This is a genomic window from Delftia deserti, from assembly GCF_042653485.1.
Lineage (GTDB): Bacteria > Pseudomonadota > Gammaproteobacteria > Burkholderiales > Burkholderiaceae_C > Comamonas > Comamonas acidovorans.
In genome coordinates this window covers 144,684-162,468 of sequence record NZ_JBHSIH010000001.1, presented here as the reverse complement: position 1 = coordinate 162,468, position 17,785 = coordinate 144,684, and the positions used below count along the sequence as shown (strand labels likewise).

Annotated in this window: 19 protein-coding genes and 1 riboswitch; of the genes, 11 read left to right on the top strand and 8 right to left on the bottom strand. The window is 66.6% G+C overall.

Annotated elements, in window-relative coordinates:
- Positions 1-67: 67 nt before the first annotated feature.
- Entirely contained in the window at positions 68-1,591 is a 1,524-nt protein-coding gene (gene pdxR, locus ACFPFG_RS00770; protein WP_374621849.1) for a MocR-like pyridoxine biosynthesis transcription factor PdxR, read from the top strand.
- Between the two features lie 30 nt (positions 1,592-1,621).
- Here the strand turns inward: pdxR and ACFPFG_RS00765 are convergent, their stop codons facing one another.
- Complete coding sequence (locus tag ACFPFG_RS00765; protein WP_374621852.1) at positions 1,622-2,902, bottom strand: serine hydroxymethyltransferase; 1,281 nt, start codon at positions 2,900-2,902, stop codon at positions 1,622-1,624.
- A 491-nt stretch (positions 2,903-3,393) separates the two neighbouring features.
- On the opposite strand from ACFPFG_RS00765, the gene ACFPFG_RS00760 reads away from it, so the two are divergent.
- The 4 genes from ACFPFG_RS00760 to ACFPFG_RS00745 all read left to right on the top strand — a co-directional run bounded on the left by ACFPFG_RS00760 (position 3,394) and on the right by ACFPFG_RS00745 (position 6,652).
- Complete coding sequence (locus ACFPFG_RS00760; RefSeq protein ID WP_183018025.1) at positions 3,394-4,356, top strand: AurF N-oxygenase family protein; 963 nt, start codon at positions 3,394-3,396, stop codon at positions 4,354-4,356.
- Positions 4,353-5,432 carry a 2Fe-2S iron-sulfur cluster-binding protein gene (locus ACFPFG_RS00755; RefSeq protein WP_380104417.1) on the top strand — a complete coding sequence of 360 codons (1,080 nt, stop codon included), beginning with the start codon at positions 4,353-4,355 and terminating at the stop codon, positions 5,430-5,432. The genes ACFPFG_RS00760 and ACFPFG_RS00755 overlap by 4 nt, the downstream gene beginning before the upstream one ends.
- Before the next feature lie 51 nt (positions 5,433-5,483).
- Positions 5,484-6,188 carry a glutamine amidotransferase gene (locus tag ACFPFG_RS00750; protein ID WP_197956286.1) on the top strand — a complete coding sequence of 235 codons (705 nt, stop codon included), beginning with the start codon at positions 5,484-5,486 and terminating at the stop codon, positions 6,186-6,188.
- 95 nt (positions 6,189-6,283) lie between these two features.
- Positions 6,284-6,652: an antibiotic biosynthesis monooxygenase family protein gene (locus ACFPFG_RS00745; protein WP_183018028.1), complete on the top strand. Its 369-nt coding sequence runs from the start codon at positions 6,284-6,286 to the stop codon at positions 6,650-6,652.
- 73 nt (positions 6,653-6,725) lie between these two features.
- Here the strand turns inward: ACFPFG_RS00745 and ACFPFG_RS00740 are convergent, their stop codons facing one another.
- From ACFPFG_RS00740 to ACFPFG_RS00730, 3 genes are all read right to left on the bottom strand, one after another.
- Positions 6,726-7,961 carry a GGDEF domain-containing protein gene (locus ACFPFG_RS00740; protein ID WP_183018029.1) on the bottom strand — a complete coding sequence of 412 codons (1,236 nt, stop codon included), beginning with the start codon at positions 7,959-7,961 and terminating at the stop codon, positions 6,726-6,728.
- A 374-nt stretch (positions 7,962-8,335) separates the two neighbouring features.
- Positions 8,336-8,677: an H-NS histone family protein gene (locus tag ACFPFG_RS00735; protein WP_183018030.1), complete on the bottom strand. Its 342-nt coding sequence runs from the start codon at positions 8,675-8,677 to the stop codon at positions 8,336-8,338.
- 290 nt (positions 8,678-8,967) lie between these two features.
- Positions 8,968-9,234 carry a hypothetical protein gene (locus tag ACFPFG_RS00730; RefSeq protein WP_183018031.1) on the bottom strand — a complete coding sequence of 89 codons (267 nt, stop codon included), beginning with the start codon at positions 9,232-9,234 and terminating at the stop codon, positions 8,968-8,970.
- Positions 9,235-9,394: 160 nt separating this feature from the next.
- Between ACFPFG_RS00730 and ACFPFG_RS00725 the strand changes: the two genes are divergently transcribed.
- Both ACFPFG_RS00725 and ACFPFG_RS00720 read left to right on the top strand, forming a co-directional pair.
- Positions 9,395-9,871 carry a hypothetical protein gene (locus tag ACFPFG_RS00725; RefSeq protein WP_183018032.1) on the top strand — a complete coding sequence of 159 codons (477 nt, stop codon included), beginning with the start codon at positions 9,395-9,397 and terminating at the stop codon, positions 9,869-9,871.
- Between the two features lie 68 nt (positions 9,872-9,939).
- Positions 9,940-10,260 (top strand): heavy metal-binding domain-containing protein, encoded by a 321-nt coding sequence (locus ACFPFG_RS00720; RefSeq protein ID WP_012205554.1) that lies wholly within the window; start codon positions 9,940-9,942, stop codon positions 10,258-10,260.
- A gap of 50 nt (positions 10,261-10,310) precedes the next feature.
- Here ACFPFG_RS00720 and ACFPFG_RS00715 read toward each other — a convergent pair whose 3' ends face one another.
- Both ACFPFG_RS00715 and ACFPFG_RS00710 read right to left on the bottom strand, forming a co-directional pair.
- On the bottom strand, positions 10,311-11,261 hold the full coding sequence (locus tag ACFPFG_RS00715; protein WP_380104414.1) for an ABC transporter substrate-binding protein: 951 nt from the start codon (positions 11,259-11,261) through the stop codon (positions 10,311-10,313).
- A gap of 4 nt (positions 11,262-11,265) precedes the next feature.
- Complete coding sequence (locus tag ACFPFG_RS00710) at positions 11,266-13,170, bottom strand: TonB-dependent receptor domain-containing protein (RefSeq protein ID WP_380104412.1); 1,905 nt, start codon at positions 13,168-13,170, stop codon at positions 11,266-11,268.
- Between the two features lie 70 nt (positions 13,171-13,240).
- A riboswitch (cobalamin riboswitch) is annotated at positions 13,241-13,465 on the bottom strand.
- A gap of 96 nt (positions 13,466-13,561) precedes the next feature.
- Here ACFPFG_RS00710 and ACFPFG_RS00705 point away from each other — a divergent pair.
- Entirely contained in the window at positions 13,562-13,951 is a 390-nt protein-coding gene (locus ACFPFG_RS00705) for a hypothetical protein (protein ID WP_017406629.1), read from the top strand.
- Between the two features lie 197 nt (positions 13,952-14,148).
- On the top strand, positions 14,149-14,340 hold the full coding sequence (locus tag ACFPFG_RS00700) for a helix-turn-helix transcriptional regulator (RefSeq protein WP_013802457.1): 192 nt from the start codon (positions 14,149-14,151) through the stop codon (positions 14,338-14,340).
- 9 nt (positions 14,341-14,349) lie between these two features.
- On the opposite strand, the gene ACFPFG_RS00695 is transcribed toward ACFPFG_RS00700, so the two are convergent.
- Positions 14,350-15,156, bottom strand: a complete 807-nt coding sequence (locus ACFPFG_RS00695; RefSeq protein ID WP_380104409.1) for a sulfite exporter TauE/SafE family protein — start codon at positions 15,154-15,156, stop codon at positions 14,350-14,352.
- A 127-nt stretch (positions 15,157-15,283) separates the two neighbouring features.
- Between ACFPFG_RS00695 and ACFPFG_RS00690 the strand changes: the two genes are divergently transcribed.
- Positions 15,284-16,051 (top strand): AraC family transcriptional regulator, encoded by a 768-nt coding sequence (locus ACFPFG_RS00690; protein WP_183018036.1) that lies wholly within the window; start codon positions 15,284-15,286, stop codon positions 16,049-16,051.
- On the opposite strand, the gene ACFPFG_RS00685 is transcribed toward ACFPFG_RS00690, so the two are convergent.
- Complete coding sequence (locus tag ACFPFG_RS00685; RefSeq protein ID WP_380104407.1) at positions 16,048-17,259, bottom strand: MFS transporter; 1,212 nt, start codon at positions 17,257-17,259, stop codon at positions 16,048-16,050. The genes ACFPFG_RS00690 and ACFPFG_RS00685 overlap by 4 nt on opposite strands.
- Before the next feature lie 76 nt (positions 17,260-17,335).
- On the opposite strand from ACFPFG_RS00685, the gene ACFPFG_RS00680 reads away from it, so the two are divergent.
- The gene (locus ACFPFG_RS00680) at positions 17,336-17,785 is read left to right on the top strand and encodes a winged helix-turn-helix transcriptional regulator (RefSeq protein WP_380104405.1); all 450 of its coding nucleotides are present in this window, start codon (positions 17,336-17,338) and stop codon (positions 17,783-17,785) included.

Sequence of the window (17,785 nt, the reverse complement as noted above, 5' to 3'; positions counted from 1 at the left end):
CCACAGCAGTTGCGTCAGTACAATGGCCTGCCAAAGAGGTGCATTGAGATGAAAGGCAGCAGACCGCATGAGCAAGACCTTCGAGCTTGAGACCCTGAAGATCCGCATGGGAGATGCCGACCTCCGCCAGCTGGATCTGCACCAGCGGGTGCAGCGCGCCATGCGTGCGCTCATCCTGGACGGCGCGCTGCTGCCTGGCCTGAAGCTGCCGGCCACGCGCTCGCTGGCGGACTCGCTGGGCATTGCCCGGGACACGGTGGAGAACGCCTACACCCAGCTGCACCGCGACGGCTTCATCGTGCGGCGCCAGGGTTCGGGCAGCTATGTCTCCGAGACCATCGGCACCGAGCTGCGAGGCCGGGCGGCGCGGCGCGGCCGGTCGCCCGAGCAAGAGCGCAGCACCTTTGCGGTCGGCGCAGCCGGCGCCACCAGGGCCGGCGCGGGCCTGAGCCGGCGCGGCCAGGCCATCGTCGATGGCGGCGGCATCACCGACCAGCAGACCATCCGGGCCTTTGCCACCGGCCTGCCCGAGACGCGCACCTTTCCCACCGATGTCTGGGAGCGGCTGCAGCGCCAGGCGCTCAAGGACTACCGTGCCAGCGTCCTGCTGCACGGCGACCCGCAGGGCGCCGAGCCGCTGCGCAAGGCCATTGCCACCTACCTCAACCTGGAGCGCGGCGCCAAGGTGGACGCCGGGCAGATCGTTGTCCTCAGCAGCACGCGGCAGGCGCTGTTCCTGTGCGCGCAGCTGCTGGTGGATGCGGGCCGACCCATCCTTCTGGAGAACCCGGGCTACTTTGGTGCCCGCAAGGCCTTCGAGTCGGCCGAGGCCAAGGTCCTGCCCATCGACGTGGACGCGCAAGGCATTCGCACCGACCTGCTGCACGCCGACCGCAGCGGCGCCACCTGTGTCTATGTCACGCCATCGCACCAGTACCCCACGGGCGTCACCATGCAGCTGGAGCGGCGGCTGGACCTGATCCGCTGGGCAGCCGAAAGCGGGCGCTGGATCATCGAGGACGACTACGACAGCGAATTCCACTACGACGGCATGCCCACCGCCTGCGTGCAAGGCCTGGACAAGCATGCGCGCACCATCTACATCGGCACCTTCGGCAAGACCCTGTACCCGGGCCTGCGCATGGGCTACATGGCCTTGCCGCAGGAACTGGTGCGCGCCTTTGTCCAGGCGCGCAGCATCATGGACGGGCACACGCCCCAGATCCAGCAGCTGACGCTGGCGCGCTTCATGGAAGACGGCCACTACAACTCCCACGTGCGGGCCATGCGCAAGCTGTACGCGGGGCGGCGCGAGGTCATCCTCGAATCCATAGGCAGGCACCTGGCCGGCATCGTCACCGCGCCACGGCCCCAGGGCGGCATGCAGGTGCCCTGCCTGCTGGAGCCCGGCTGGTCCGAGGAGGACACCATCCGCCGCGCTGCCGCTGCCGGCGTGCTGCTGCAGGGGCTCAGCCGCCTGTACGCGGGCGAGCAGCGGCAGTCGGGCTGGCTGCTGGGCTATGCCTCGCTCACGGCCTACGAGATCGAGGCCGCCGTGCTGCGCCTGGCCAACGCGCTGCGAAAACCCTGACAGGTTGGGAGAAGCTGGACGCCGCATGCCTCAGTAGGGCAGGGGAAAGCGCCCGGTCAGGTCGGACACGCCTTCGTGGATGGACTTGAGCGTGCGCGCGTTCATGGTGCCGCTGCGTATGCCGCCCAGCGTGGCAAGAATCATGTCGCCGATCTCGCGGAACTCGTCGGCCCCCATGCCGCGCGTGGTGCAGGCTGCGCTGCCCACGCGGATGCCCGAGGTCACCAGCGGCCGCGCGCCATCGCCGGGCACGGCGTTCTTGTTGACCGTGATGCCGATCTGCTCCAGCGCCGTTTCCGCGGCCTTGCCCGTCAGCTCCCAGGGGCGCAGGTCGATCACGCCCAGATGGCAGTCCGTGCCTGCGGACACCACGGACAGCCCGCCCTGCGACAGCCGGTCGCACAGCACGCGGGCGTTGTCCACCACGGCCCGCGCATAGGTGCGAAAGGCGGGCTTGAGCGCCTCGCCCAGCGCCACCGCCTTGGCCGCCACCACATGCATCAGCGGCCCGGACTGCAGGCCCGGAAACACGGCGGCGTCTATGCGCCTGGCGATCTCGGCGTCGGCCGAGAGGATCATGCCGCCGCGCGGCCCGCGCAGCGTCTTGTGGGTGGTGGTCGTGGTCACATGGGCATGCTCCACGGGCGAGGGAAACACGCCTGCGGCCACCAGCCCCGCCACGTGCGCGATGTCGGCCATGAAGATGGCGCCCACCTGGTCGGCAATGCGCCGGAACTCGGCCCAGTCCATCTGCCGCGAATAGGCCGAGCCCCCCGCAATGATGAGCCTGGGCCGCTCCTTCAGCGCAATGCGCCGCACTTGGTCCATGTCGATGCGCTGGGAGCGGGCGTCCACCTCGTAGCTGATGGACTGGAACCACTTGCCCGACACGCTCACGCGGGAGCCGTGCGTCAGGTGCCCGCCCGAGCGCAGGTCCAGCCCCATGATCTTGTCGCCGGGCTCCAGGAACGCCAGGTACACGCCCTGGTTGGCCTGGCTGCCCGAGTGCGGCTGCACGTTGGCGTGCGCGCAGCCGAACAGCGCCTTGGCACGCGCAATGGCCAGGTTTTCCACGGCATCGGCATTGGCGCAGCCGCCGTAGTAGCGCACGCCCGGATAGCCCTCGGCGTATTTGTTGGTCAGCACCGAGCCCTGCGCCTCCATCACCGCGCGGCTCACGAAATTTTCCGAGGCAATCAATTCAATCGAGCGCGACTGGCGAATCCGCTCGGCCGCGATGGCATCCCAGGCCTCGCTGTCTGCCTGTTGAAGATCCAGTGAATTGATTTTGGGGAGCGATAAATCGTCCATGTCGCATTGGCTGTCTTGAGGGCTGAAAGCAGGAAAATTGGCGCTGCCCGTGTTTTTCGGGATTTGAAAACGGCAGCGCAACGGCTATCGGCAGTCTATAGAGCGAGACGGGCTTGATTCCGACCATGTTTTGGGAGTCGGGCAGACCAATCAAGGTGGCATGCCAATGTAATTCATGAAAAAAAGCGGTCTGGTTCATTCATGGAAATAGGTCTGTTTGAATCCATGATGCCTCCATAGAATTCGCCGCCAGACGTTGAAAGTCATGAGGTTCAATATCGCAGGGAATCATCCGGAATCTTCAGTCGGGATGATTCATTCAAGGCGAAATAATGACGGATCAAGAAAATCCATGACAACGTGTCTGCCGTTTGCGGAGCGATTGCCAATTGGTAGTTGGAAATTGGTGATTGCGGCAGATGGAGAAGGCGGAGGGAGGGAATGGGCGATTTGACTCATATCAATCAAGTTCAATCACGCGGAGTTGAAAAATGAATCTCGATATCTCTCGGACGGATGACCCCGTGCGCGATGCACTCAAGAAGCTGTCCCTGCTCTGGAAGTCAAGAGCGGCCGTGAACCAGGACCTGCCTGATTACTGCGGCCTGGCGTTCGACCCCGCCCGGCAGGACTTCACCGCCTCGCTGCTGCCTTTTCGCGAGCACCAGGCATGGACAGAGGCGCCGCAGCACCTCAGGGACCAATGCCTGTCCTATGCCTGGGGCATCTACAACCTCAAGACCATCTACATCGAGTGCAACGTGGTCACGCCGGCCTGCGAGGACATCATCAAGACCCCGCCGCCCGGCGCCAACCGCGCGCTGCTGCAGGACGTCATGTCCCAGGCCCTGCTGGACGAGGCCTTGCACACCCGCATGTCCGTCATGGCCTGCAACTACATCTACGAGATGCGCGGCCTGCAGCCCCTGGACTTCTCTGACTTCAACCTCGTCGGCTGGCGCGATGGCGTGCTGGCGCAGTGCGGCGCCGAATGGGAGCGCCGCCTGGCGCGCTTCGCCATTGCCTGCGCCAGCGAGACCCTGATCACCGACTACCTCAAGACCATGGCCGAGGACCGCAGCATCCAGCCCATCTGCCATGAAGTCACCCGCACCCACGCCGTCGACGAATGGAGCCACTCCAGCGTCTTCAGCTCGGTGGCCACCGACATCGTCCAGGGCCTGAGCAACCGCGAGCGCAGCTACCTGCGCTCCATCATCCTCAAGACCGTGCAGATGTTCGCCAACAACGAACTGGGCGCCTGGTCCACCGTCTTCACCATGGTCGGCATGCCGCATGCGCGCGACATCCTGCACGACGTGGGCGACAGCAACGAGATCGGCGTCTACACCGACTCGGTGCAAAGCCTGATCGACCGCATCGGCCTGGCGGGCCGCAACCTTGGCGGCAGCGTGGCGCTGGTGTCCTCGGTCCTCGAGGAGATGCAGGCATGAGCGCCGCCCTCCAGGCAGGCGGCACGGCGGCGCAGTGCGCCGCGGCGCGGGCAGAGGCGGGCGGCGTCATGGTCTACACCCTGCGCGTGCAGGGCGCTTCGCCGCAGTTCCTCGGCGGACTGCGGCCGGGGCGGCATGTATCCATCGAGCATGCCGACGCCAGCGGCGCCGTGCAGCAGCGGCTGTACTCCATCACCCGCTACGAGCCCTGCAGCGAGCACGACGGCGCCGGCCAGTTCGACATTGCCGTCAAAAGCTCGGGCCGGGGCAGCGTCTCAGACCACATGCATGCAGTGCTGCGCGCAGGTTCCACGCTGCCGCTCGGCCATGTGGCCGGCGACATCACGGCCGACCTGGTGCTGGGCCTGGACTCCCTGGTCATGCTGGCCGGTGGCATCGGCCTGACCCTGCCGCTGGCGCTGCTGCGCGAACTGGACCGGCTGCGCCAGCAGGGCCGGCGCGTGCCCCGCACCACGCTGCTGCTGTGCTTTGCGCGCGTGGCCGACATTCCGTTCCTGCAGGAACTGCAGCACCTGGCCGCCCATGCGCCCTGGTTCGACCTGCGCATACACATTACGCGCGAAGACATCACCGCCCACGGCCCCTTCGTACCGGGCCGCCCCTCGCCGCAGTCCCTGCTGGCGCTGGGCCAGCCCCAGGCAGTTGTCATCTGCGGCGGCCACGCCTTTGCGCAGACCTTTCGCGAGCATGCGCGGGCCTGCTTTCCCGGTGCCATACAGCACATCGAGGCCTTCACGCCGCCCGTCGCATCCACGGCCCCGGCAGGCGACGCCGCGCAGGCATGCCAGTTGCAGATCGCGCACAGCGGGCAGATTGTCGAAGCCGCGTCCGGCAAAAGCCTGCTGGAAATCCTGGAGGGCGTGGGCATTGTCATCCGCAGCCAGTGCCGGGCCGGCATCTGCGGCAGCTGCCGCATCCGCATCACGGGAGGCAGTTCACGGCTGGAGGCGGACTTCTGCCTCAGCGACAGGGAAAAGGACGCCGGCTATGCCTTGGCCTGCTGCACTTTCCCCTCGGCAGGCCATATCCACGTCGATCTCAAGCCCGGCGCCTGACGGGCTCCGCACGTTCCAAGCCACCTTCCTGCATCCACCCGAGTTCCTCCCATGAAAAAAGCCATCGCGTTGCGCCACATCCACTTCGAAGACCTGGGCACCCTGCATGCCGAGTTCGCCAGCCGCGGCTATGAAGTGCAGTACGTCGATCCCAGCATCGGCGAGCTTGACACCCTGGACCTGGGCCGTGCCGACCTGCTGGTCGTGCTGGGCGGCCCCATAGGTGCCTATGACGAGGCGCTTTATCCCTTCGTCGCCCAGGAACTGGCGGCCGTGCGCCGCTGGCTGGACAGCGGCAAGCCGCTGCTGGGCATCTGCCTGGGCGCCCAGCTCATTGCGCGCGCGCTGGGCGCCAGGGTCTATCCGCTGGGCGTCAAGGAAATCGGCTTTTCGCCCCTGGCGCTCACCGACGCGGGCCTGGCCTCGCCGCTGGCCAGGCTGGATGGCGTGCCCGTGCTCCATTGGCATGGCGACCAGTTCGATATCCCCGAAGGCGCCGTGCACCTGGCCGGCACCGCCATCGGCGCCAACCAGGCCTTTGCCGTGGGCACGCAGGTGCTGGGCCTGCAATTCCATCTGGAGGCCGACGCGGCCCGGCTGGAGCGCTGGCTGGTCGGCCATGCCTGCGAACTTGGCGTCGCCCAGGTGGACCCGCGCACCCTGCGCGCCGATGCCCAGAAATACGGCGGCCTGCTGGCCCTGGCCGCGCGCGATGTGCTGGCCGCCTGGCTGACCAACCTGGAGCGCAGCCGCTGAACCTGCGGCGCCGCCCATTCACCCATTTCCCCCACGCCGGAGCCGCCGCTGCGCGGCGCCGGAACCTCTGTTCCCGAAAAAAAGGAGAGTCGAAGATGGTTGTCGTGTTGTTCGAACTGCAGGCCTTGCCCGGCCAGAACCAGACCTATGTGGACCTGGTCAACAAGCTCACCCCCATGCTCAAGCCCATGGAGGGGTTCATCTCGGTGGAGTGCTTCCAGAGCACGCTGAACCCCGAAAAAGTCATGTCCGTCACCACCTGGCGGGACGAGGAGGCCGTCGTCCAGTGGCGCAATGTGGAAGCCCACCTCAGCGCCCAGCGCGCGGGCCGCGACAAGATCTTCAAGGACTACCGCGTGCGCGTCACCCAGGTGCTGCGCGACTACGGCCTGAACGACCGCGTGCAGGCGCCTGCGGACAGCATCATGGGCAAGGCAGGCAGCTGCCCGGTCAGCCACGCCTGAGCGGCTGATCAGGCAAAAAAGGCAGGCGCCAAGAGGGCGCCTGCCTGTTCCTTGTCCGCTGTGCCTTGTGCCTTCAATGCATGGGCTGTGCCGCCGGCAATGTCTGCAGACAGTCTGCGGCGCCGGAGTCCGACGGTGCAGGGCTGCCCGGTTCAACGGCCCATTCAACCCGATTGCGCCCGGCGGCCTTGCCTCGGTAAAGCGCTGCATCGGCCTGGCGAAGCGCGTCCTCCAGGCCATGCGTGCCGTGGAAAGGCGGAGAAATCCCGATGGTGACCGTGCAGCGCAGCACGGGACCGGCGCCTGCAATCCTGATCGCCTGGCTTTCAATGCCTGCACGCAGGCGCTCTGCCAGCTGCATGACGCCATCGCCGTCCGTTTCCAGGCAAACGGCCACGAACTCCTCGCCGCCAATGCGGCCTGTCAAGTCACCACGCCGCGCCGTGGTGCGCAGCAGGTCTGCCACGCGGCAGATCACCTCGTCCCCTGCCTGGTGGCCGTGCGTATCGTTGATCAGCTTGAAGTGATCGACGTCCATCAGCAACAGGCAGGCCGGCCTGGCACTGCGGTTGTTGAAGTACAGCTGCAATGCTTCAGAAAGCCCCCGGCGATTGAGCAGATGCGTCATGGGGTCGCGCGCTGCCGTATGGCGCAGGGCATCGGTCAGGCGCCGCAGCACAAGCCAGACAATGGAGGGCGGCAGCACCGTGGCCAGGGTGCACATGTAGACGTAGAAAAAGGTATGGAAGCGGCTGTCCAGCTGCAGGGCCTCCATGCCGCCATCGACGATCTTCAGGAACTTCATCGCGTTCAGCACGCAGATGCCACCGATCAGAATCGCGAAGAAGATCATCTCCCCATACAGGTCCTTGGCGAACGTTCGCACGCCATACAGAGCGGTCAAGGCCATGACGAGGAACAGCACGGCCGCCATCGCCGCCAGCAAGGCGTAGCGTCCCGCGGGGCCGGCGCTCCACTGCACCAGGCACTGGGTCAGGCAATAGGCCACGGAAAACGCCAGCAGCGGGCGCCACAGCGGAACCTGTTGCCCAAAAAAGCGCATGGCGCCCAGCCAGTAGGCAATGGGCGCCGCCAACGTGAGCGTGTGGTTGGTCACGCTCATCACGCTCCAGTCGGGGCTGCCCTCGATCAGCTGCAGCACATAGGCCGAGCCCAGCAGCAGATTGCCCACGGCGAAGAAATCCATCCCCATCCTGTTGCCGTGCAGGCGCTGGCTGATGAGCAGGAACATGACCGAAAAGCACAGCAGGTGTGCGCACAGCATGCCGACAAGAATGGATGCAACCATGGGAACCGTGGTGAGGGAAAGGCACCTTGCTGATGCTGCCCGGCCGTGGTCAGCCGTGCGTCGCCAGAAACAACCATGCCAGATCGAGACGCGCGCTGTTTTGCGGCACCGGCATGGGCGGGAAGTCTAGTCACTTTCCGCTTCTTGTGGCCACGGTGTCTTGCCCGCGGCCTTGATCTGCGGCAATGCGAAGGCCCGGCAGGCCCTCGTGCATGGCCGGGACGGGCATTTTGGAGAGATGGACGGGGTGGCCGCCTCGCTGGCGCCAAGCCTGAAAAAAGCCCGCTGAGTGATCAGCGGGCTTGTTCTTGACAGCACCTGTCTGCCGTTGTGGGCGGTGCCAACGCAAGAAGGTGATGGTCCGGGTCCGGCCTTCAGTTGCGAGCTGCCGCTGCCGCCATTTCGGCGAGAAACGGGCCTTGGGCCGCTTCGGGCTTGCATTCGATGAGGAAGTCTTCGCGATCCTGGTCCTTGATCCAGTTCGGAGGCTTGCCCCGACCTGTCCACGTCGCGCCTGTGGCCGCGTCGCGATACTTCGCCGGCGCGCTGGTTTTTGCAGGGATGTAGGGGAACACTTGCTGCATGGTGAACCCGAAATCGGTCACCAGCTTCTGGACCTTGGACAGGGCTGCGTCGGCCGCCGAGGTGCGGGCCTTGGCAATTTCCATGTCCAGCGCGGCCTTGGCCGCAAGGAGTTCTTTGAGGGGCTGTGTCATTGGTGTCGTGAAATTTTGAAGCCAGATTATGGGGCCGATCGGGTGGGCCGCGCTTGCTGGCCGGATCGTGCGAGCCGTGGTACGAGGGGGTGATGGCACGGCTTGTGGCTCCCGGCCCTGCCGTGGGGCGCCAGGATGTCGGCGGCCCGAAGCGTGGTTTGGACACTGCCTCGGCAAGAGCGTGGGAAAGCGGTGCGGCTATGGCTGCTTTGGTCAGAATCCATGTGCCACAACGAAGAGCCGTGGCCCGCGAAGGGCTGTGGCCCGAATGCATTGTGCAGGCAGCCGGTCTACCGGGATTTCACGCTGCGCACGAATTCCGTGCCTACCTCACCTCCCAAAAGGCCGTCCAGGGCCGCCACACGCTTCAGCGCTTCCTCGGCTTTGAAGCCATTGCCCTCCAACACGGCCAATGCATCGTTGTGCAGGGCATAGGCCAGGTGTGCAGCGATCCGTACGCTCGGATCTGCGTCCACGTTGCTTCCCAGATACCCGCTCAGGAGAAGCCGGATGTCGTACAAGGCTTGGGCCAGGATTTTTGACTCGTCGGTGACCATGGGTTGTTCCTGCCATGAATACTGGCGACTGTGTGCCGCGGAGCTATGAATGAAAACACTCGGGCCATTTACGGCCCGGCGTGATGGTGGGCATCAAGGCAAATGGCACCGTACTTTGCGACACAATCCGCCTCTTGAACAATTCTGAAGGAGATGGCCTGTGCCAGCGCCCCGCCATTGGATCGAATTCGTCGAGGACTGGCGTGCCGAACCCATGGCCTACTGGGTGCATGCCGAGCAAGAGGTCGGGCTCTGGTGCCGCGCCAGCCGTTACCTGCCTTCGGCACCTGCCCGCATTCCCCACAAGGGCTTTGCCGTTCTCTGTGTGGCGTTCGGGGCGCATGTACTGCGCTTTTCCTCTGCAGTCCAGCTCGATGAGTGCATTCGTGTACTTTCCATGAAACCCTTGCCCACATCGCGTCAGTTGTCCAGCCTGCGCGGCACGTCCCTGGGGCCAAACGGGCATTGGTTGAGCCGGCTGCCGGTAGCGATCAAATCCGGAAAGGCCAGAGGGCGGGTAGTGATGGGGCTTGAGCAGACGCGGGCAGCGATAGTAGATTGCAGCTGGCACATGCTGGACCGCAGCATCGACCAAGTCGCTCCGTGTGCAGGATCAAATCTCCAAACAACCTCTTGACGGTTCACGGCTAGTCGGGCCGAGTGGCGAAAGCTCGGCACTCCCATCACCAACACCCAGGAGCTCCAATGATCATCACCACCACCCCCCAGATCGAAGGCCGCCGCATCACCCGCTACTGCGGCGTGGTCGCGGGCGAGGCAATTCTGGGCGCCAATGTGTTCAAGGATCTGTTCGCAGGGCTGCGCGACATCGTGGGCGGGCGCTCGGCTACCTATGAGCGCGAGCTGCAGCGGGCGCGCGAGATTGCGCTCAAGGAGCTGGAGGAACGCGCCCAGGAACTGGGCGCCAATGCCGTGGTGGGGGTGGACCTGGATTACGAAGTGCTGGGCCAGGGCAACGGCATGTTGATGGTGTCCGCCAGCGGCACGGCCGTGGTGCTGGAGTAGGCAGGGCCATTGGCCAAATTGGCCAAATTTGGCCAGGGAGGCCTGGGAAGTCAACCCGGCGCTGCGCCCGGCATCCCCAGGCAGCGGCCCAGCGCCCGCGCTGCCTCGCCCAGGCGCGGGCCGGGGCGGGAGACCACGTCCGTCTCGACCAGGTCCAACGCGCAGATGCGGCCCGAGCGCACGGCCGGGATGCGGCTCCAGCCGGGGCGGGTGGCAAAGCTGGCCGATGGCGTCTGCGGCGTGTGGATGATGAGTTCTGGCTGCTGGCGCAGCACGTATTCGGGCGTGATACGTGGAAAGGGCCCCAGATTGGGTGGCAGCACGTTGCGCGCGCCCAGGCGCTGCAGCAGCTGGCCGATGAAGGAGTCCGGCCCCGCCGCGTAAGGCGTGGCGTCCACCTCGAAATACACCTTCTGTCCGGCAGGCGCGTGCGCAGCCAGCGCCCTGGCCTGCTGGTCCACCTCGGCCTGCATGCGCGCCAGCAAGGCGCTGGCGCGCTGCACCTGCAGCAGTTGGTCGAGCTTGTTCAGCACCTGCTCCAGCTGCGCCATGTCGTTGGCATCCAGCGCCAGCACGGGAACGCCGAAGCGCTCCAGCTGTGCGATGACGGGTGCGGAATACGCCATCAGCACCACGTCGGGCCTGAGCCGCACGGTGGCCTCCACCAGCGGGGCAAAGGTGTGGCCCAGCTTGGGCAGGGCGGCCACGCGCGCCGGGTGGTTGGAGAATTCGTCCACGCCCACGATGCGCTCGCAGGCTTCCAGCGCGCACAGCGATTCGGTCAGCGAAGGCAGCAGCGAGACGATGCGCTGTGGCACGCGCTCCAGGCGCACCTGCCGCCCACGCATGTCGGTGACGGTGTAGGCGGCGGTTGCCCCGCCTGTTCCCGCATTCGCCGCCTTTTGCGCAAAGGCATTGCCCACGCCGCCTGCGCAGGCCAGGGCGGCGGTCAGCAGCAGGATGCGGGGCAGGCGCGAAAGCAGGGGCAAAAGCAGGGGCATGGGGTCAGGGCAGAGGTGTCCAGCGCACGCTGACGAACACGGTGCGGCCTGCGTTGGCATAGCCGCGCGTGGGGGCGTAGTCGCGGTCGGCGATGTTGTTGACACGGGCCAGCAGCGTCCATTGCCTGTTCAACTGGCGCTGGGCGTAGAGGTTGACCACGCCGTAGCCGCCCAGCTTGAAGGTATTCGCCTCGTCTGCGTAGCGGCCGCTGTACAGCTGGGCTTCGCCGCCCAGCGTCCAGCCGGCCGCCTGGGTGTCGGCATTGAGCTTGAGCATGCGCTTGGAGCGGTAGGGCAGCAGCTTGCCGGTCTCCAGGTTCTCGGGGTTCATGAAGTCCAGCGAGGCGCCCAGATTGGCGCTGCCCAGGCGCGTGCTGCCCGCCAGCGTCAGGCCGGTGATCTCCACGCTCTGCCAGTTGCGGTAGCAGTTGCAGGGAAGGGCGCTGTTCCAGTCGTAGGTGATGAGGTTCTTGAACTTGTTGCGGTAGACCACGGCCGAGAGGCGGTTGGCACCGGCCGCATAGTGCAGGCCCGTTTCCACGTTGGTGCTGCTTTCGGGCTTGAGGTCGGCCGCTGCCTGGCCGGTGAAGCGCTCGTACAGCGTGGGGGTTCTGAAGGCCGTGCCGGCCGATGCCACCCAGCGCCAGCGCTCGTCGATCTGCAGGCCGTAGCCCAGGCCGCCCGTAGTCTTGTTCTGCTGGTCGCGCACCTGGTCGTGGCGCAGGTTGGCGTCGAACTGGTGGCGCCCCTCCGTCAGGCGCCAGCCGGCCGACAGGGAGTTCTGCACGCGCCGGCTGTCGGTGTTCTGGGTCCAGGCGTATTGCGTGTCCAGCTTGTCCTCGCGGCGCTCCAGGTCGATGTTGAAACGGTGCTGGCCCAGCGTGAACAGGTTCTGCAGCAGGTAGTTGGTGGAGCGGCCCTTGGCGCTTTCGGGCGACTGGGTGTGGCGGTCGCTTTGGCTGTCGGTATGGGAGATCTGGACCACGCTTTTGTAAATGGCGTTCCAGCCGGCCTGCCAGCGCAGGCTGCCGGTGGTGTTCTTGACGACGTCGTAGTCGTCGAACGGCGGCGGGCTCTGGTCGTAGTGGGTGCGCAGGCGGCTGTGCAGCAGGCTGGCGTCGATCTGGTGGATGCCTGTCTTGTAGCCCGCGTTCAGGCCCAGCGAGGTGTTGCTGTAGCCATCCTTGTCCGGGTTGGGCGAGAAGGTGTTGCCGGGGTAGACGTCAAAGCCGTCGCTGCGCTCGTCAGCCAGGTTCAGCCCATAGGTGAAGCCGTTGGCCCCGCCCTGAAATCCCGTGGCCAGCTTGCTGCTGCCCTGGTTGCCTATGCCGGCCTCGGCATAGGCGCGGGTCTGGCCGTCCGCCCGCTTGGTGAAGATCTGGATCACGCCGCCCATGGCGTCTGAGCCATAGATGGCGGCGGCCGGGCCGCGCAGCACTTCGATGCGCTCTATCTGCGCCAGCGGCAGCGTGGACCAGACCGCGCCGCCCTGCAACTCCTGCGAGCTGTAGCGCACGCCGTCGATGAACACGGCAGTGTGCTGGTTGCTGGTGCCGCGCAGGTAGACCGAGGTGACCTGGCCTGGCCCGCCATTGCGGTTGATCTGCACGCCCGGCACCTGCGCCAGCAGGTCGGCCACGCCGGTGGCGCCGCTGCGGGCAATGGTCTCGGCGTCGATCACGGTCATGTCGGCCGTGACGGTGCGCAGGGACTGCTCGCTGCGCGAGGCGGTGACGACCACGGTATCGAGCAGGGAGGTCTGTGCGCGCTGCGCCTGTTGTGCCTGTGCTTGGGCCTGGCAGGCCAGCAGCGAGGCCGCAGCCAGGGCGGACAACGTGCGCAGTACGGGGAACGCCGAGGGCGAGCGAAGAGCGGCGCCAGGGGCGCGCGCGAGGGCGAGGGTGTGCATGGATGCGGACCAGTTGCGCGCCAGCGACCCCGCCGGCACGGAAACCAAAAAGACCGGCTGCGCTGCATGCGCGGCCGGCCGCCTGTTGGCCGGTATCCAGACTGGTGACGCACTCGCCAAGGCCTTCCCGGGCTGTACGCCCAGTGGCACGGGTTTGGCGGGGGCCGGTGCATGCACGCGGCGTTTCACTCACTGTTGCGGGGGCAGTACACGCGGGCGGCTTTATCTGGCCGCCCCATGTTTCCCGTTTAACCGCAGCCCCTGGGGCTGCTGGCACCAACGGCGGCGATTGTACGGCGGGGCGTTCAGTGAGAATGTAAAGCTTGCTTGACATGTCCGTGGATGGCGGCGCACAATGTCAAGCATCCTTTACATATTGCGAGAGACTTCCATGAATCAAACAACGGTCACCAACCGCCGCTACCAGAAGGAGCTGGGATTTGCGCTGCTGCTCTACATGGCGCTGCTTGTGGGGGCGCTTTTGCTCAGCGCCGACATGCAGGCCGGGGCCCTGCGCACGGCGCTGCTGCTCAGCCCCATGCTGGCGTTTGCGCTGGCCGTGCGGGCCATCGTGCGCCTGGTGCGCGATACCGACGAGTTCCTGCGCAAGTCCATGCTGGAGCAACTGGCGATTGCGGCGGCGGGTACGGCGGGCCTCACCTTCACCTACGGATTCCTGGAAATGGCAGGTTTTCCCAAGCTCAGCATGTTCATGGTGTGGCCCTTGATGGGCGCGCTCTGGGTGGCTGCCTCGGTGGCCCACTGGCTGCGCAGCCGATGAGCCGGCCTGCCAAGGTGGCCCTCCCATGAAAAATGACCCCCACGCTACCCTTGCTGAGCAAGGTCCGCAGCCCCCCGAGGGGGTGCTTTTTCATCTTGGGGCGGCCCGGCGATGAAAAATGACCCCTACGCTACCCTTGCTGCGCAAGGTCCGCTGCCCCCCAAGGGGGTGCTTTTTCATCTTGGGGCGGCCCGGCGATGAAAAACACCATCCGTGAACTGCGCGCCGAGCGCGGCTGGAGCCAGGCTGCGCTGGCGGACCTGCTGGGCGTGTCGCGCCAGACCGTGAACGCGATCGAGACGGGCCGCTACGACCCCAGCCTGCCGCTGGCATTCGCCATTGCCCGGGTGTTCGAGACCCGGATCGAGGCGATCTTCCAGGAGGGTTGAGCGCAGCGCTCAGGCCACGATCATGACCAGCAGCACCAGGCCCAGCAGGGCCAGGTAGGCCTTGGCATGCAGGGCATCGGGAATGCGGCCGATCAGCGGTGCCGCCAGCCTGATGCCCGTCCACGATCCGGCCGTCAGCAGCGCAAAGGCCTGCAGGTCCACATAGCCCACATGCCAGGGGCCCAGCCCCGCGCCTTGCGATGCCAGCATGTAGGCAGCGGTGCCCGCCACGGCCATGGGCAGGGACAGCGGGCTGGCCATGGCCGTGGCGGCCGCCATGCTGGCGCCGCGCCGGCGCATCAGCGGCACGGTCATCACGCTGCCGCCCACGCCCAGGAAGGCCGCGATCGCACCAATGGCCAGGCCCGCCGTGGCCGCCGCCCGCCGGCCCATGGGCTGCATGCCGGCGGCGGTGCCGTGCACGAAGCCCGGGCGCAGCAGCGCGTCGGCGATGGTCAGGGCCAGGTAGGCGATGAAAGCCCAGCGCACCCATTCCCCGCTGATCCAGGTGGCGGCCGCCGCGCCCGCCACGGCGCCGGCCGCGATGAAGCCGGCCAGCGGTCGCACCTGCTCCCACGGCAGGGCGCCCGCACGATGCTGGCGCAGCGTGGCCATGGAGGCGCCGAAAATCATCACGCAGGTGGAGGTGGCCACGGCAATGTGCATGGCCGCCTGGCCAATGGCGGAGTCCGCACCGTGGATGGTGGTCAGCAGCGCATAGAGCAGCGGAACGGCCACGAAGCCGCCGCCAAAGCCGAAGAGCACGGTGGTCACGCCGGCAAGCACACCGAAAGCCAGCAGCAGGAGAGGAAACACAGACAGTCCTTTGGAAAAACGAGCAAGGACTGAACCTTAGGATGCCGCGGTTTGGCCTGCTTTCGCGGATAGGTCAATAATCCTCGAATTCCTGCCAAAGCCTGCTGGCTGTTTTCCGGACCTTCCCATGCTCAACATCCCGCTGCATTCCGTGGACGCCGTGGCGCGCGATGTGCTGGCCATCGGCACCGACTACACGCCCGGCACCTTGCTGCCCACGCACAGCCACCGGCGCGCACAGTTTCTCTATGGCATGAGCGGGCTGATGGAGGTGGCCACCGACGACGGCGCCTGGACCATCCCGCCCTACAGCGGCGTATGGATTCCGGCCGGCAAGCCGCACAGCGTGCGCATGCAGGGCGTGAGCACGCGCAGCCTGTACATCGAACCGGCCGCCGCGCCCCGCCCGGGTGTGCACTGCGAGGCCCTGGTCGTCACCCCGCTGCTGCACCAGCTGCTGCTGTCCTGCGCCGACCTGCCGGCGCTGTACGACGAAGCAGGCCGCGACGGCGCCCTGGTCACGCTGGTGCTGCACGAGCTGGCCTCGGCCCGCAGCCTGCCGCTGTTCGCGCCCATTCCCCGCGATGAAAAACTGGCCGCCCTGTGCAAGCAGTTCCTGGCCCAGCCCAGCATCCGCGCCACGCCCCAGGATTGGGCACAGGCGCTGAACAAGAGCCTGCGCACCTTCAGCAGGTTTTTCCAGCAGCACACAGGCATGGCCTTTGGCGCCTGGCGCCAGCAGGCCTGCCTGCTGGCGGCGGTGTCGCGGCTGTCTGCGGGCGCCTCGGTCACGCAGGTGGCGCTGGACCTGGGCTATGACAGCCCCAGCGCGTTTTCCACCATGTTCCGCAAGGCGCTGGGGCGGGTGCCTTCGGAGCTGGTGAGCCGGGTCTAGGCGGGAACGCTGGCCTGGGCAGCCGTTTCCCGTGTCATGGCCCAGAACACCAGGGCCGCCAGGCTGAACGCCGCCCCTGCCACGCAGACGCCGTGCCAGCCAAACCGCGCGTAGGCATTGGTGGCAATCAGCGCCCCCAGCCCGCTGCCCACGGCATAGAACAGCATGTACAGGCCCACCAGCCGGCTGTGGGCCTGCGGGTTGCTGCGAAAGATCAGGCTCTGGTTGGTTACATGCAGGGCCTGGCCGCCCAGGTCCAGCAGCACGATGCCGGCGACCAGCGCCCACAGCGATTGCTCCAGCAGTGCAATCGGCGCCCAGGCCAGCAGCAGGATCACCAGCGCGCCCAGGCTGGTGCGCTGCGCGAAACCCTGGTCGGCCCAGTGCCCGGCACGGGCTGCTGCCAGTGCGCCGACCACGCCGGCCAGGCCAAAGGCGCCGATGGCCGTGAGCGACAGGCTGTAGGGCGGTGCGCTCAGCGGCAGGACCAGGGCGCTCCAGAAGATGTTGAAGGTGGCAAACATCAGCAGGGCCAGCATGCCGCGTGTGCGCAGCATGCGATCCTGGCGCAGCAGCTGGAGCATGGAGGCGAGCAGCTGCGTGTAGCTGGGTGCATGCAAGGGCATCGCCAGCCGGGGAAGTTGCCGCCACAGGGGCCAGGCCAGGGCCAGCATCAGCAGGGCCGAGCAGGCATAGACGCCACGCCAGCCAGCCAGGTCACCCACGGCGCCGGCAAACACGCGCGCCAAAAGCAGGCCGATGAAAACCCCGCCCTGGGCTGCGCCCACCACGCGCCCGCGCTCATGCGCCTGGCTGGCGCTGGCCGCATAGGCGATCAGCCCCTGCGTCATGGCCGTGCCCAGCAGGCCCACGGCCAGCATGCCCGCCAGCAGCAGAACGGCCGAACGCGCAGTGCCGACTGCCGCCAGGGCCAGCACCAGGCCCAGCAACTGCAAAAGCATGAGCCGCCGCCGCTCCAGCCGGTCGCCCAGCGGCACCAGCAGCAGCAGCGCCAGCGCACAGCCGGCCTGCGTGGCGGTGACCACGCCGCCCACGGCTGCATGGCTGATGCCGAAGTCGGCCGCCAGCGCCTCCAGCAGCGGCTGGGCGTAATAGACATTGGCCACGCTCAGGCCGCTGGCAGCGGCGAACAGCAGCACCAGGCTGCGCGGCATGCGGACCGTGTCCGGGGCAGGGAAGGTGTTCATGGGATGAATCCAGTTGCAAAACAAAACTGGTTGGATGCTAGTTGAACCAGTTTTGAAATGCAACCACAATGACGTCATGAAAGAAGACATCCGCCCTGACACACCGCAGCCCTGTCCGGTGGCCCGCTCCCTGGATGTGATCGGCGACCGCTGGTCGCTGCTCATCGTTCGCGATGCCTTCGATGGCATCAGCCGCTTTGGCGATTTCCAGCGCAGCCTGGGCGCGGCCCGCAATATCCTGGCCGACCGGCTGCGCCGGCTGGTGGAGGCCGGCATCCTCGAAACCCGCCCCGCCGCCGAAGGCTCGGCCTACCTGGAATACGTACTCACGGCCCAGGGCCTTGAGCTGTTCCCGGTGATCGTGGCCTTGCGGCAATGGGGCGAAGGCCATCTGTTCGCGCCGGGCGAGGCGCATTCGCTGCTGCTGGACCGCCAGACCGGCCAGCCCGTTGCCCCCATGCTGCCGCGCGGTGGGGATGGCCGGGCCTTGCTGCCGGGCCAGACCGTGGTTCAGAAAATTGGTTGA